This is a genomic window from Vibrio sp. 2433-A1 (assembly GCF_056726085.1).
The window spans coordinates 44,634-59,126 of sequence record NZ_JBRESC010000024.1 but is presented as its reverse complement, the minus strand read 5'-3'; the positions used below and the strand labels follow the sequence as shown (position 1 = coordinate 59,126).

The 14,493-nt window shown below is 45.9% G+C and carries 12 protein-coding genes and 1 tRNA gene; 7 read left to right on the top strand and 6 right to left on the bottom strand.

Annotated elements, in window-relative coordinates; translation table 11 throughout:
- The first annotated feature begins 13 nt into the window (after window positions 1–13).
- A tRNA-Asp gene (locus tag ACU01J_RS18810) sits at window positions 14–90 on the top strand.
- Between the two features lie 483 nt (window positions 91–573).
- Here ACU01J_RS18810 and glpX read toward each other — a convergent pair.
- Entirely contained in the window at window positions 574–1,581 is a 1,008-nt protein-coding gene (glpX, locus tag ACU01J_RS18805; protein WP_481087077.1) for a class II fructose-bisphosphatase, read from the bottom strand.
- Window positions 1,582–1,893: 312 nt separating this feature from the next.
- On the opposite strand from glpX, the gene zapB reads away from it, so the two are divergent.
- The gene (gene zapB, locus ACU01J_RS18800) at window positions 1,894–2,136 is read left to right on the top strand and encodes a cell division protein ZapB (protein WP_053441449.1); all 243 of its coding nucleotides are present in this window, start codon (window positions 1,894–1,896) and stop codon (window positions 2,134–2,136) included.
- A gap of 82 nt (window positions 2,137–2,218) precedes the next feature.
- On the opposite strand, the gene metF is transcribed toward zapB, so the two are convergent.
- The 3 genes from metF to ACU01J_RS18785 all read right to left on the bottom strand — a co-directional run bounded on the left by metF (window position 2,219) and on the right by ACU01J_RS18785 (window position 6,905).
- The gene (gene metF / locus ACU01J_RS18795) at window positions 2,219–3,109 is read right to left on the bottom strand and encodes a methylenetetrahydrofolate reductase (protein ID WP_481087076.1); all 891 of its coding nucleotides are present in this window, start codon (window positions 3,107–3,109) and stop codon (window positions 2,219–2,221) included.
- Window positions 3,110–3,327: 218 nt separating this feature from the next.
- On the bottom strand, window positions 3,328–5,739 hold the full coding sequence (locus ACU01J_RS18790) for a bifunctional aspartate kinase/homoserine dehydrogenase II (protein WP_481087075.1): 2,412 nt from the start codon (window positions 5,737–5,739) through the stop codon (window positions 3,328–3,330).
- Window positions 5,739–6,905, bottom strand: coding sequence for an O-succinylhomoserine (thiol)-lyase (locus ACU01J_RS18785; protein WP_481087074.1), 1,167 nt, complete (start codon window positions 6,903–6,905; stop codon window positions 5,739–5,741). Before ACU01J_RS18785 ends, ACU01J_RS18790 begins: the two co-directional genes overlap by 1 nt.
- Window positions 6,906–7,123: 218 nt before the next feature.
- Between ACU01J_RS18785 and metJ the strand changes: the two genes are divergently transcribed.
- Window positions 7,124–7,444 carry a met regulon transcriptional regulator MetJ gene (metJ, locus tag ACU01J_RS18780; protein WP_004415993.1) on the top strand — a complete coding sequence of 107 codons (321 nt, stop codon included), beginning with the start codon at window positions 7,124–7,126 and terminating at the stop codon, window positions 7,442–7,444.
- Between the two features lie 108 nt (window positions 7,445–7,552).
- Here the strand turns inward: metJ and ACU01J_RS18775 are convergent, their stop codons facing one another.
- Window positions 7,553–8,830, bottom strand: coding sequence for a malic enzyme-like NAD(P)-binding protein (locus tag ACU01J_RS18775; protein WP_481087073.1), 1,278 nt, complete (start codon window positions 8,828–8,830; stop codon window positions 7,553–7,555).
- A gap of 256 nt (window positions 8,831–9,086) precedes the next feature.
- On the bottom strand, window positions 9,087–9,305 hold the full coding sequence (gene rpmE, locus ACU01J_RS18770; protein ID WP_053410189.1) for a 50S ribosomal protein L31: 219 nt from the start codon (window positions 9,303–9,305) through the stop codon (window positions 9,087–9,089).
- Window positions 9,306–9,586: 281 nt separating this feature from the next.
- On the opposite strand from rpmE, the gene priA reads away from it, so the two are divergent.
- The 4 genes from priA to hslV all read left to right on the top strand — a co-directional run bounded on the left by priA (window position 9,587) and on the right by hslV (window position 14,487).
- Window positions 9,587–11,788 (top strand): primosomal protein N', encoded by a 2,202-nt coding sequence (gene priA / locus ACU01J_RS18765; RefSeq protein WP_481087072.1) that lies wholly within the window; start codon window positions 9,587–9,589, stop codon window positions 11,786–11,788.
- Between the two features lie 352 nt (window positions 11,789–12,140).
- Complete coding sequence (cytR, locus tag ACU01J_RS18760) at window positions 12,141–13,148, top strand: DNA-binding transcriptional regulator CytR (RefSeq protein WP_053441444.1); 1,008 nt, start codon at window positions 12,141–12,143, stop codon at window positions 13,146–13,148.
- 119 nt (window positions 13,149–13,267) lie between these two features.
- Complete coding sequence (locus tag ACU01J_RS18755) at window positions 13,268–13,816, top strand: SPOR domain-containing protein (protein WP_481087071.1); 549 nt, start codon at window positions 13,268–13,270, stop codon at window positions 13,814–13,816.
- A gap of 128 nt (window positions 13,817–13,944) precedes the next feature.
- Complete coding sequence (gene hslV, locus ACU01J_RS18750) at window positions 13,945–14,487, top strand: ATP-dependent protease subunit HslV (protein WP_481087070.1); 543 nt, start codon at window positions 13,945–13,947, stop codon at window positions 14,485–14,487.
- Window positions 14,488–14,493: the final 6 nt, after the last annotated feature.

The following is a 14,493-nucleotide window of genomic DNA, read 5'->3' as shown; positions in this document are numbered from 1 at the left end:
GTCTAACCAGTGCGGAGCGGTAGTTCAGTTGGTTAGAATACCGGCCTGTCACGCCGGGGGTCGCGGGTTCGAGTCCCGTCCGCTCCGCCACTTATTCCAGACCTCAGCAGAAATGCTGGGGTCTTTTTGTATCTGCGGGATTATTTTGGTCTGCGACCAACGAGTCCCAGTTGCCCGCAACCCCGGCCGTCAGCCACTTATTTAGAAAGCCTAGTCTTGCGACTAGGCTTTCGTCGTTTTATAAGCTCGTTGCTGACGCAACGGGCTTTTTGCGTTTATGGGCTACGGAAGCAGACCGAGCGCTTTCTAGAAATAGGAATTTGGAGCTCTTCGAACTTTTAGACACTTACTGTTATTCCATAGAGCGACGAAGGAGTGAGTAGGGAATCTCCTCTGTTTTTCCGACTTACTCCAAGTGTTCTCCCTACTGTTGACGCTTCTCTAGTGAGCGCACCTGCGAACTCATCGAAACTAAGTTGGGTCGACACTAAGTACAAGCCTCTAATACTTTCTCGTTTCTCAGAAATAAAAAGGCCAGCGAATGCTGGCCTTCTGTTTAAGTTTGCTGCCCCGTTAAAGAATAATATCTCTAACTTCAGGATCTTTACGCTCTAAGTAGTGAATTGACTTAACTCGACGAATCGTACGGCAGCCACCGCGAATTAGCAGTGTTTCTGTAGTTGCAATATTACCTTGGCGAGTGATGCCTTCAAGCAGGTCACCTTTTGTGATACCTGTTGCGGAGAAAACAACGTTATCACTGCGAGCCATATCTTCCATTGTCAGAACAACATTGGCTTTTACGCCCATCTCTTCACAACGTTTTAACTCAGCTACACCGTAGATACGGTTTTCTTCGCTGTTGCCTTTCACTTCATGACGTGGAAGCAGTTGGCCATGCATATCACCATCTAGTGCTCGAATTACAGCGGCCGAGACTACGCCTTCAGGAGCGCCACCGATACAGTACATCGCATCCACTTCGCTGTCAGGCATACAAGTCAGGATTGACGCTGCAACGTCGCCGTCAGGCACCGCAAAAACTCTAATACCCATTGCTTGCATCTGTGCAATAACTTCATCGTGACGGGGCTTAGCTAGGGTAATAACAACCAAGGTGTCTAGAGTCTTATTTAGCGCCTTAGCAATGTTCTCTAAGTTTTCTTTTAGTGGTTTATTTAGGTCAATACAGCCTTTTGCACCCGGACCTACAACCAACTTTTCCATGTACATATCTGGCGCTTTAAGGAAGCTACCTTTCTCACCTGCAGCCAGTACAGCAAGAGCATTCGATTGACCCATTGCGGTCATACGTGTTCCTTCAATTGGGTCTACTGCAATGTCGACTTCATCACCACCAATACCAACTTGTTCACCGATGTAGAGCATTGGAGCATCATCGATCTCGCCTTCACCAATCACGATCTCTCCACTGATCTCTGTTTTATTGAGTAAGGTACGCATAACTTCCACTGCTGCACCATCAGCTGCATTTTTGTCGCCTCGACCAAGCCATTTGTAACCAGCTAATGCTGCCCCTTCGGTAACTCGAGAAAATGCCATTGCTAAATCGCGTTTCATGATGACTCCAAAATTCAAGGAAAGAGAAAAATAAAAACGGCAGAATTTTAGCATATCAAGAAGGAAACGTTTGCTTTTTTAATTGAACGACCATTGAACTGCATCAATCTAGTGGGTTAAATTGGTCATTGAGATTAACCAGCTCCCTGGATGTAAGGTGACTGTCAATTTACGCTGTTTTTTTGACCGAATGGTGCAAAATATCAAATATAGGGAGTGTTTATCAGCTCTCGGCTGAGTAGAATGGAACAAAATAGGTTTTGGTACATTAGTGACCAAAACCCTTATCCGAATAAATATAGGTAGGCTAAGATGTCTTTTGAAGTACTAGAACAACTAGAAACTAAAATCCAAACTGCAGTAGATACTATTGCTCTTCTACAGATGGAAGTTGAAGAGCTTAAAGAAGAAAAAGAAAAGCTAGCAACTGAAGCGAACGAGCTACGTGCAAACCGTGAAGAGCTTGAGCAGAAAGCTCAGCAGATGCAACAAGAGCACTCAGCGTGGCAAGAGCGCATCCGTAACCTGCTAGGTAAAATGGATGAAGTAGAGTAAATCATACTTTACTCGAACAGATCAAAAAGGCCGAACATCGTGTTCGGCCTTTTTATTTTGAGCGGGGTTTTCTAAGCTAGGGTTAGCCTTGCGGACGGACACCAAGAGTATGGCATAGTGCGTACGTCATCTCGGCACGGTTAAGAGTGTAGAAGTGGAAGTCCTTCACTCCTTCACGGCTAAGGATGCGTACCATATCGATTGCTTGGCTAGCACCAACTAGCTGACGTGTTGTTGGATCGTCATCTAGCCCTTCAAACTGTTGCGCCATCCAGCCAGGTACTTTTACATTATTCATTGCAGCAAAACGTGACGCTTGCTTAAAGTTCGATACAGGAAGGATACCCGGTACGATTTCAACATCGATACCAGCAGCAACACTACGGTCACGGAAGCGTAAGTAGCTTTCAACATCGAAGAAGAACTGAGTGATAGCACGGTTAGCACCAGCGTCTACTTTACGCTTTAGGTTTAACAGGTCGGCTTGAGCACTCTTCGCTTCTGGGTGTACTTCTGGGAAAGCGGCAACGGAAATATCAAAGTTATGACGTTCTTTTAGTAGCGTCACTAGATCGGATGCATACATTTCAGGAGCGCCGCCACCCGGCGGAATATCACCACGCAGAGCAACAATGCTTTGGATACCATTTGACCAGTAATCATCGGCAATCTGGATAAGTTCATCGCGTGAAGCATCAATACAGGTTAGGTGCGGTGCTGCTACGAGACCAGTTTGATCTTTGATTTCTTTGATGATTGAATGAGTTCTGTCGCGCTCACCTGAGTTGGCACCGTAAGTAACAGAAACAAATTTAGGTTTGAGAGTTTTTAAGCGGTGCACTGAATTCCACAGAGTCTCTTCCATTTTTTCACTGCTTGGCGGAAAAAACTCAAATGACACATTGATATTGTCAGACAGCTCAGCAATATTCTGATTTAAAGCGTCAATATGACTAGCGTGTGTGTATCCCATCTTACTCTCCATGTGGCCATCAGTGCCAAAACTCAAAAACTTGAATCGACGTTTAGACGTCTATATGTCTACAGAATGTATTGAATACGATTTAATGTCAACCGTACGATTATGAATTTTTCTCAAGTTAATTATGAAGGGAGTTTAAGTTGAGTTTAAATCGATTGATGATGATTGAGTAAGAGTATTAGGCGCAGTGATGACTGCGCCTATTTTGCTTAAAGTAAGCTAGAAAGAAGATTGAGATCTGATTGAATGGCGCCCGCAGTCACTTCTCTACCTGCACCAGGACCACGGATAACCAGTGGGTTATCTTTGTACCATTTACTTTCAATCGCGAAGATGTTGTCACATGGTAAGAGGTTGGCTAACGCATGCTCTTTATTTAGTGCTTCTACACCTACAGTAGCCGTTCCATTTTTTTCTAAGCGTGCGACATACCTTAAGACCTTATCGTCGCGCTGAGCTTTTTCTAGGCGCTCTGCGAGTAGCTCGCTTAGTCGTTGGCTTTTATCGAAGAACTCATCTAAAGAGATGTCGGCAAGCTCTGCTGGAACTAGGCTTTCAACTTTGACTGATTCTGGCTCTAACGAAAGCCCAGATTCACGAGCGAGGATGACCAGCTTGCGCATTACGTCAGAACCATCGAGGTCACTGCGTGGATCTGGTTCAGTAAGGCCTTGTTGCCAAGCTAAGTCGACAAGTTCTGCAAATGGAATCGTGCCATCATACTGCTGGAATAGCCATGAAAGTGTTCCTGAGAAGATGCCTGAAAGTGCAGTAATGTCATCACCACTTTCGCGCAGGTCACGCACGGTATGGTTAATTGGTAGACCTGCACCAACAGTCGCATTGTATAACCAGTGACGATTAATTTTCGCAAATGCATCTTGTACTTGGTGGTAGTACTCACTTGATGCTGAGCCTGCGACTTTATTGGCCGAGATTAAGTGCATGCCTTGCTCGGCAATTTCAAGATAGCGACTCGCTAGAGTTTGGCTTGCAGTTACATCAAGTACAACGACGTCATCGTAACCTTGTAGAGCACCTAGTTGTTCAATCCAGTTGTTACCTTCGTGGCTGACTGACTCTTCATCAAAATGCGCTGCCACTTTACTTGCATCAATACCGTTTGAATCGAGCCAATAGGTCTGACTATCGACAACCGCGACAAGTTCGAAATTCATGCCGTGGCGCTTGTCTAGTTCATTTTTCTGCTCAGTAAACAGCTCAATCCAACTTGAACCGATATTGCCTTTGCCACACAGCGCGATCGCAACACGCTTTTGCGCTTGGAATAGTTGGCTATGAATTGATTTAACCAGGGGATTGGTGTCTGTAGTACGTATTACCGCGACTAAGCTTAAGCGAGACAATGATTCAGAGATGAATTCAATTGGTGCGTTCTTTAGCTGCTGGTAGAAACCGTAGCAATGATTGGCATTGGTTGTTACACCTGCACCAACTGCAGCCACCATTGAGTAGCCTTCTTTAAGCTTAATTTCGGCTTCAATAGCAGCATCTTGCAAGTACTCTAGTGCTCCGCCAGCGATCTCTGCGGTGTAGGCTAAACGCAGACATTGCTGATCAGGCTGTGACTCGTAAGTGAGCGGCTCTAGCTGGGCACGTTTAAGGCTAGTTAGTACCTCATTTTCGACACGTTGGAAGTCGTGACCAGAAGCAAAGTTAAGTTCAATTAGAAGTACTTCATCAAGTGACGAAATAATTTTGGCTCCGCGGCCTGATGCCAGTACACGTTCAATACGGGTTGAGCCAGACTCTGGCTGGTAGCTGCAACGTAGGTGCAGATCCATAGTGCTTTGCGCGACAGGCTGCAATGTACGGCTGTGTAAAACCGGAGCTGCTAGACGTGCCAACTCACTGGCTTCATCTAAACGTAATAAAGGTAATAGACAGGCATCAGAGACTAAGCGAGGATCTGCGCTGTAAACACCGGCTACATCGCTCCAAATTGTCACTCGGCTTGCTTCGGCTAATGCACCGATTACTGTCGCTGAGTAATCGGAACCATTACGGCCAAGCAATACAGTATGGCCTTGGCTATCTTGAGCCATAAAGCCAGTAATGACGATACGATGGTGGGAATGTTGTGCTAAGACTTCTTTAATCAATGGATAAGACGTACCAAATTCAACCTCCGGCTGAGTGCCTGCTTCTGCGCGAAGAAATGCGCGCGCATCTTGAGCTACAGCAGGTAATTGGTTTTGATTTAGCAAAGCAGACAGTAAGCGTGATGACCACATTTCACCGTGACCAAGAACTGCTGCTTTTTCAGCTTCTGTGAGCGGATAGGTGAGTTCACCAAGGGTGCTAAATTCATCACGTAGGGGTGCTAGAAGTTGCTCGCGCTCTTCACCACTTAGCAGCGCTTCGACCAGTTCAATCTGAAATTGACGTAGGCTTTGAAGCTCTTCATGGGCAAGGCGGCCATCTTTACTCAACGCTTCTAAAAAGGCGATGAGGCGGTTAGTTGTTTTACCGGCCGCGGAGACCACAATTAGGTCATCAGGCTTTGAGTATTCTTTAAGTATTCCCACTACGCGGCGGTAGCACTCAGGGTCTGCTAAGCTGCTGCCACCAAATTTATGTAGCTGACGCTCGATAGACATTAGAATGCCTCCTTAGCTTTAGCAAATGCCTGTTGAAGGTCTTCAATTAAGTCATCTGCATCTTCTAAACCGACTGATAAGCGAAGCAGTTGTTGAGATACTCCTGCTTCGGCAAGTGCTTCTTCACCCATTGCACGGTGAGTCATAGAGGCAGGGTGGCAAATTAGGCTTTCTACACCACCAAGTGACTCGGCGAGTGAGAACAAAGCCAGTTCACCAACAAAGTATTTCAATTGTTCAAAGCTACCGGCGAACTCAAAACTGAGCATAGAACCAAAGCCTGACTGCTGCTTTTTAGCAATCTCGTGACCAGGGTGTTCCGGTAGGCTTGGGTGATAGATGCTACCAACTAACTCTTGAGTTTGTAGATAGCTTAAGATCTTACTTGAGCTTTCCTCGTGCACTTTCATACGCGCGCCTAAAGTGCGAATACCACGTAGCGTCATGTAGCTATCAAACGGTGTGCCCGTTGCGCCGATGCAGTTGCCCCACCAAGCTAGCTCTTCAGCATGCTCTTCAGTTTTAGTGATTACCACGCCACCAATCACATCAGAGTGGCCGTTGATGTATTTCGTTGTTGAGTGGATAACAAAGTCAGCGCCAAGCTCTAAAGGCTTTTGGAACACAGGTGTCAAAAAGGTGTTGTCGACAGCAACCAAAGCACCGACTTGTTTGGCTTGTTCACACACCTTCGCAATATCAACCACTCGTACGAGTGGGTTAGAAGGAGTCTCTAACAGAATTAATTTAGGCTTTTTCGCGATAGCGGCGGCGAAGGCTTGCTGATCGGATTGATCAACAAACTTGACTTTGAAATCACCTTTATTGGCACGGGTGTTAAATAGACGGTAAGTACCGCCGTAACAGTCATGCGGTGCCACGATAAGGTCATCTGGGCCTAAGAAAGCGGATACCCAAAGGTTAAGTGCTGAGGTGCCACAGTTGGTGACGACAGCGCCTTTACCAGACTCTAACTCGAACAGAGCGGTTTCAAGTAAACCACGGTTTGGGTTGCCTGAGCGGGTATAGTCGTATTTTGGTACTTCGCCAAATGCCGGGAAGCCATAGTTGGTCGATAGGTAGATTGGTGGAACCACTGCGTGATGCTGAGTGTCAGACTCGATACCAGTACGTACCGCGATTGTGGCTGGTTTGCGGGTGCTCATAAGTGTTTCCTTTCGAACTTTAGTGACTTCTAGTAGGGAATACGCTATACCTGTTGGTTGTTAGATATATGTTATTCCAATCGATATCTGTCCACTTTACTTGTCATTTTTGTGGCCGTCAACACTTCTAGACGTCTATATGTCTTTGCTTATGGCCATAAATCCCGCTAAAATTGCGTTTTCTAATTTCAAACATAAATATTTACAAAAGGTGCGCAATGGCAGATTGGAATGGCGAATACATAAGCCCATATGCTGAACATGGAAAGAAAAGCGAACAAGTAAAGAAGATTACCGTTTCTATTCCATTGAAAGTATTGAAGGTATTGACTGATGAGCGTACGCGTCGTCAGATTAATAACCTCCGCCACGCAACCAATAGCGAGCTATTGTGTGAAGCATTTCTTCATGCTTACACAGGCCAACCATTGCCGACGGATGAAGATTTACGTAAAGATCGCCCAGACGATATTCCTGCTGAAGTGAAAAAACTGATGACAGAGATGGGTATTGAATTCGAAGCGTTTGACGAAGAATAATAAAAACCACAAGCACCTTAGTTTTTCGCTGTGAGCCAATACTGAATAGATACAAAAAAACCGCTCTCCATTGGAGAGCGGTTTTTTATTGTCCATGATTAAAGCGGATTAGCTTGCCATGTAGTTTTCTGGCATCTCGATACGAGCAACACCTGAATCAACCGCTGCTTGAGCTACCGCTTTCGCTACGCGAGGCAGTAAACGCGAGTCCATTGGTTTTGGAATAATGTAACCAGGGCCGAACGAAAGCGCGTCAACACCTGCTGCTGCCAGTACTTCTGTTGGCACTTCTTCTTTAGCTAGTTGACGAATTGCATCCACCGCTGCCAGTTTCATTTCATCGTTAATTTCACTTGCGCGTACGTCAAGAGCGCCACGGAAGATGAATGGGAAACAAAGTACGTTGTTAACTTGGTTCGGGTAATCGCTGCGACCCGTACCCATGATTAGATCGTCACGCACTTCGTGAGCGAGTTCTGGCTTGATCTCTGGATCTGGGTTCGAACATGCGAATACAACAGGCTTGTCAGCCATTAGCTTAAGCGCTTCTGGTGACAGTAGGTTAGGACCCGATACACCCAAGAACAGATCTGCCCCTTCAATCACGTCTTCTAGCGTGCGCTTATCTGTGTTGTTAGCGAACAGTTGTTTATATTCGTTCAGGTCGTCACGACGAGTGTGAATGACACCCTTACGGTCAAGCATGTAGATTTTTTCGCGCATTGCGCCACATTTGATCAGTAGCTCCATACATGCAACAGCAGCAGCGCCAGCACCCAGACACACAATTGTTGCTTCTTCTAATTTTTTGCCTTGTAACTCAATCGCATTAAGCATACCGGCAGCCGTTACAATCGCCGTACCGTGTTGGTCATCGTGGAATACAGGTACATCACAACGCTCGATAAGCTGCTTTTCAATTTCAAAACAATCAGGTGCTTTGATGTCTTCTAGGTTAATACCACCAAAGGTGTCAGCGATGTTTGCCACAGTATCAACAAACTCTTCGATAGTGCGGTGTTTTACTTCAATATCAATTGAGTCTAAACCTGCAAAACGTTTGAATAGAAGTGATTTACCTTCCATTACTGGTTTTGATGCTAGAGGACCTAAGTTACCTAGACCAAGAATGGCAGTGCCGTTTGAGATAACTGCAACCATATTTCCTTTCGAAGTGTACTTGTAAACGTTATCGGCGTTTTGCGCGATTTCACGTACAGGTTCTGCCACGCCAGGGCTGTATGCTAGTGCGAGATCCTTAGCTGTTTCAGCTGGAGTCGTTAATGCGACAGCGATTTTTCCTGGTGTAGGGTAAGCATGGTAGTCCAGTGCTTGTTGGCGGAATTGTTCTTCTGGGGATAATTCTTGGAGATTGTCGTCTGACATGGGTGTAGGTACTCGTTATTAATTATAAATAATGGGGAAATCCATTTTAGAGTAACTAAGTCAAGCTGCAAAGGTCATAATGCGAGCTAAAGCAATAAAATGCGGTAAATAACTGGAGATAAGACCAGATGAATAGAGATATGGCTAGCGAATCTAAAATTTAGCAATAGATTACTCTGAAAAATAGCAATTTGGTCGGTAGCAGATAACAAAAAAGGACGCCTGAGCGTCCTTTTTTCCAATCAAGTCGAAGAAATTACTTCTTGCTTGAAAGAGCACCGAAACGCTTGTTGAAGCGATCAACACGGCCGCCTGTATCTACGATACGTTGCTTACCAGTGTAGAATGGGTGACATTTGTCACATACGTCTAGGTGGATAGAATCTTTAGCTAGAGTTGAGTTGAACTCGAAAGAGTTACCGCAAGAACAAGTAGCTTTGATTGCTTTGTATTCTGGGTGGATACCAGTTTTCATGGGAGAACCTCTAAATAGGCCGTGTCGCTATCCGAATCTGAGCCGGACACCACACGTAGTTAATAAAAAATTATCTTGGATACCGCTGCCATAAAGCGAGCCATATCCTAAGGCGCGATATAGTAATGAATACGTGCGTTAGGATCAACCGATTTGGAAACAAACTTGCTACTTTTTTAGCCGCTATTGTTTTTGGCAGACTTTTGCGCCTCTCTTTCCACTGCAAGGCTTTTCCCTTAGACTAATTATCGATTCCTTCCAGCGAGCTTTTTTGCCAAACAATGCGACCTTTGATAGCCCGAGTAGCGTTACCAGTGCCACTCGATAAACAGTTTGATTACCAGATTCCAAGCCACCTATTTCCCGTAATAGGTGGGCGAGTGTCGGTGCCTTTTGGTCGTCAGACGTTAGTGGGCGTGGTGACCGCGTTTGCCAATGAGTCTGAGTTTAGTCTTGATAAGCTCAAGCCGATTAAGCAAGTTCTCGATAGCCAACCAGTATGGCCTGAAAAGCTTTATTCGTTGTTGCTATGGTGTAGTCAGTTTTATCAGTACCCATTGGGAGACACTTTACTCAATGCGATGCCAAGTGCACTGCGTAAAGGCAAGCCTGCTGACTTTGCTACGCTGGTGGAGTGGCAACTGACCTCAGCAGGGCGCGATCAGTTAATGCAAGGCTTTGGTCGAGCGATTAAGCAAGCTAAGGTGATGCACATGCTTGAAGCAGGCGCGCTACCACATCAACGCTTTATTGATGAGGAAGTCTCCTCTTCGGTACTGAAATCACTCAGTGAAAAAGGTTGGATTGAGTCGCTTGAAACTAAACCAGTTATTCGGGATTGGCGTCAGAACGTTGAAGCCCATGTTGACAAGCCTAAACTCAACTCGGAACAAGCCATTGCAATTGCCACAGTAAATAGTGGTGAAGGGTTTGGCTGTTACCTGTTAGAAGGGGTGACGGGATCGGGTAAAACCGAGGTCTACTTAAACCTGATTAAACCCGTTTTGGAAAAAGGTCAGCAAGCCTTAGTTCTCGTGCCTGAAATAGGCCTAACCCCACAAACGATTAACCGTTTTAGAAAACGTTTTGAGGTTCCCGTCGAGGTGATCCACTCGGGGCTGAATGATACCGAACGTCTTAATGCTTGGCTTAGTGCCCGTGATAATGCCAGCGGTATCGTGATTGGTACCCGCTCTGCGTTGCTGACTCCTTTTGCTAACCTCGGCATCATTATTGTCGATGAAGAACATGACGCCTCGTATAAGCAGCAAGACAGCTTACGTTACCATGCGCGCGATGTAGCGGTGATGCGGGCTAATAAAGAGCAGATTCCAATTGTATTAGGTTCAGCAACACCGGCGTTAGAAACGCTACATAATGCCTTAGCCGGTAAGTACCATCATTTGGTGCTTTCATCTCGTGCTGGTAATGCGACACCGACCACCAATAAAGTCCTCGATGTGAAAGGCCTTTACCTTGAAAGTGGTCTATCAGCCCCTTTGATTGCCGAAATGCGTAAGCACCTTAAAGCGGGCAATCAAGTGATGCTGTTTCTCAATCGACGTGGTTTCTCACCTGCTTTGATGTGCCATGAGTGTGGTTGGATTGCAGAGTGTAAACGCTGCGATGCCTATTACACCTATCACCAATACAGCAATGAAATTCGCTGCCATCACTGTGGCTCTCAACAGCCGATCATTCACCAGTGCCAAGGTTGTGGTTCGACGCATCTAGTGACGGTAGGCGTAGGTACGGAGCAACTCGAAACCCAGTTGGCAGAGCTGTTCCCTGAATATAGAACCATTCGTATTGATCGCGACAGTACTCGACGCAAAGGCAGTTTAGAGAGTGCGCTCGGTGCGATCCGAAATGGGGAATATCAGATTCTAATTGGTACTCAGATGCTGGCTAAAGGTCACCACTTTCCAGACGTTACCCTAGTGGCACTTCTTGATGTTGATGGTTCGCTCTACAGTAGTGATTTTCGCGCCTCTGAACGTTTAGCCCAATTATTTATTCAGGTTGCAGGTCGAGCGGGGCGTGCGAGTAAGCCGGGTGAAGTGGTATTACAAACGCACCATCCAGAACACAGTTTATTGCAGGCTTTATTGACTAAGAGCTATCGCCATTTTGCCGACACGGCCTTGCAAGAAAGAAAATTAGCGCAACTACCACCGTACAGTTTCTTGACTCTGTTTCGAGCGGAAGCCAACCAGTCAGAAATGGTAGAAGAGTTTTTGCGTCAAGTTCGCCATACCTTGGAAGCTCATCCGTTGTTTGATGACTTTTGTCAGGTGTTGGGCCCAACACCTGCACCGCTAGCGAAAAGGGCAGGTAAGTACCGCTGGCAGCTCCTACTCCAGACTCAAAGTCGTCCAACGATGCAAAAGTTACTTGCAAGCGCTAAGCCTGTGATTCAAATGCTGCCACATGCAAAAAAAGTGCGTTGGACCCTTGATATTGAGCCACAAGATCTAAGTTGATTAAGTCAGTGAGAGCCAAAGTGAGAGTTGCACCAAACAGCTCTCTTTTGGCTTTTAATAAATGTATATGCAGATTTTTTTCATTTATTTGTGATTGAGATCTCTCACTGACTGCCTATTTTGTTAAATCTCCCGTAACTTTACTCTTTGAAATGAATACACTAGGTCATGTGCAAATAGTTTATTTTCAACGACAGTTGGCGAGTGAAACGTTTGCGTTGTGATGAAATACAGAAGATAGGTGTTTTAGCCTACGTCACGTCAAGTCGTTTATTGGACGATTAGATGCAATTCACTAGGTTTAGGTGGCTACTAGGCTGCTAATTTAGGAAATGAAGAGGGTTAAGAAAATATGGCGACAATGAAGGATGTTGCCCAGCTTGCGGGAGTTTCAACAGCGACAGTTTCACGTGCGCTAATGAATCCAGAAAAGGTATCTTCAGCAACACGGAAAAGAGTCGAAGACGCTGTTTTAGAAGCTGGTTATTCACCAAACTCACTGGCGCGTAACTTACGCCGCAATGAGTCCAAAACAATTATCGCAATCATTCCAGATATCTGTGACCCATACTATACCGAGATTATTCGTGGTATCGAAGACGCCGCGATGGAACATGGCTACATTGTTCTACTGGGTGATAGTGGGCAACAAAAGAAACGAGAAAGCTCATTTGTGAACTTAGTCTTTACTAAGCAAGCTGATGGCATGCTACTGCTAGGCACTGACCTTCCTTTTGATGTTAGTAAGCCCGAGCAGAAGAACCTGCCGCCTATGGTGATGGCTTGTGAGTTTGCACCCGAGCTAGAACTGCCAACGGTACACATTGATAACCTCACATCTGCATTTGAAGCGGTTAACTACCTAACCCAGATGGGGCACAAGCGTGTGGCGCAGATCTCGGGCCCTGAATCAGCAACGTTGTGTCAGTTCCGTCACCAAGGTTATCAGCAAGCGCTGCGCCGCGCTGGTATCACTATGACGACCAGTTACTGCACTTATGGTGACTTTACCTTTGAAGCTGGGGCAAAAGCGATTCGTCAATTGCTTGCGCTGCCTGAGCCTCCAACTGCGGTATTCTGTCATAACGATGCGATGGCGATTGGTGCAATCCAAGAAGCGAAGAAACTTGGTTTACGCGTGCCTCAAGATCTTTCTATTGTTGGCTTCGATGATATTCACTTTGCTCAATACTGTGATCCACCGTTGACAACGATCTCACAACCGCGTTATGAGATTGGTCGCCAAGCCATGTTGATGATGCTTGAGCTACTGCGTGGTCATGATGTACGTGCGGGTTCGCGTCTACTTGAGACTAAGTTAGTGGTCAGAGAGAGTGCAGCTCCACCGAGAGTTCTGTAATCTTCGATGTTTTAAAGTGGCGCATTTTTGATGCGCCGCTTCCATATCTACACTGTCATCCAGAGACAATCTGGATTAACATATCGGCAAGTAGTAACCAACTTTATTGATGTTTAGTCGTGGCAAATAGAGATTACGTAAAAAGAGGCCGTGGTGGTAATAGCCGCAAGCCAACAAAAAAGAAGAGTGCTCCTCGCCGTAAGCCTTGGCGTAGTGGTTTGCTTGCTCTACTCCTTGTGAGTGTTTTTGGCTATGGTTTATATCTTCTCAGTACGGATCCTGAGCCACCGGCTCCAGTAGCACAACCGGTCAAACCTAAGCCGAAACCAAAGCCACAAGCGAAATTGCCGCCGCCTCCTGAAGAGAAGTGGGATTACGTTGATAGCTTGCCGAGCCGTGAAGTTAAAGTGAAGGCGAAAGAGCAAGTTGTGTCGGATATTCCATATATCATGCAGTGTGGCGCGTACAAAAATGCCCAGCAAGCTGAAGCACGTAAACTGGATATTGCCTTCCAAGGGCTCAAGAGCCAGGTTCGGAAAAAAGAAGGTAGCAGCTGGTATCGGGTGGTTCTTGGCCCATATAAGTTCAAGCGTGATGCTGTACGAGATCAGCACAAATTACAACGTGCGAAAATAGAGCCTTGTGCAATTTGGAAAGAGACGCAGTAATTAGAGAAAAGCGAGCTATGTAGCTCGCTTTTTTGATCGTGCCGTATCCCATTTCCCCTTGAATTCCCTTATTTCTAACCTCATATAGTTTTTAATATTGAGATTAAAATAACTATGAGGCCCTACTCGTGACTACCATTGTATCTGTACGTCGTAATAACAAAGTCGTCATCGCTGGTGATGGACAAGTATCTTTGGGTAACACAGTAATGAAGGGCAATGCGCGCAAAGTGCGTCGCCTCTACAACAACAAAGTTCTAGCGGGTTTTGCTGGTGGTACAGCTGATGCCTTCACTCTGTTTGAGAAGTTTGAAAGCAAGCTACAAATGCACCAAGGCCACCTAACCAAAGCGGCGGTGGAGCTGGCGAAAGATTGGCGCAGTGACCGTGCTCTGCGCAAACTGGAAGCACTACTGGCTGTTGCTGATGAAACCGCATCTTTGATCATTACCGGTAACGGTGACGTGGTTCAGCCTGAAAATGATCTTATTGCGATCGGTTCAGGTGGAAACTTCGCTCAAGCGGCAGCGACTGCTCTACTTGAAAATACAGAATTAGATGCGCGTGAAATTGCTGAGAAATCACTGACTATTGCAGGTGATATCTGTGTATTCACCAACCATCACCACACTATCGAAGAACTAGAAATCCCGGCTACTCAAGCAGAGTAAGTAACG

Bases quoted from the DNA above. Each gene is read 5' to 3' on its own strand.
- ACU01J_RS18785 (WP_481087074.1), bottom strand. From the start codon at position 6,905: ATGAGCACCCGCAAACCAGCCACAATCGCGGTACGTACTGGTATCGAG.
- ACU01J_RS18775 (WP_481087073.1), bottom strand. From the start codon at position 8,830: ATGTCAGACGACAATCTCCAAGAATTATCCCCAGAAGAACAATTCCGC.
- rpmE (WP_053410189.1), bottom strand. From the start codon at position 9,305: ATGAAAACTGGTATCCACCCAGAATACAAAGCAATCAAAGCTACTTGT.
- ACU01J_RS18790 (WP_481087075.1), bottom strand. From the start codon at position 5,739: ATGTCTATCGAGCGTCAGCTACATAAATTTGGTGGCAGCAGCTTAGCA.
- glpX (WP_481087077.1), bottom strand. From the start codon at position 1,581: ATGAAACGCGATTTAGCAATGGCATTTTCTCGAGTTACCGAAGGGGCA.
- metJ (WP_004415993.1), top strand. From the start codon at position 7,124: ATGGCAGATTGGAATGGCGAATACATAAGCCCATATGCTGAACATGGA.
- priA (WP_481087072.1), top strand. From the start codon at position 9,587: ATGCGACCTTTGATAGCCCGAGTAGCGTTACCAGTGCCACTCGATAAA.
- cytR (WP_053441444.1), top strand. From the start codon at position 12,141: ATGGCGACAATGAAGGATGTTGCCCAGCTTGCGGGAGTTTCAACAGCG.
- zapB (WP_053441449.1), top strand. From the start codon at position 1,894: ATGTCTTTTGAAGTACTAGAACAACTAGAAACTAAAATCCAAACTGCA.
- metF (WP_481087076.1), bottom strand. From the start codon at position 3,109: ATGGGATACACACACGCTAGTCATATTGACGCTTTAAATCAGAATATT.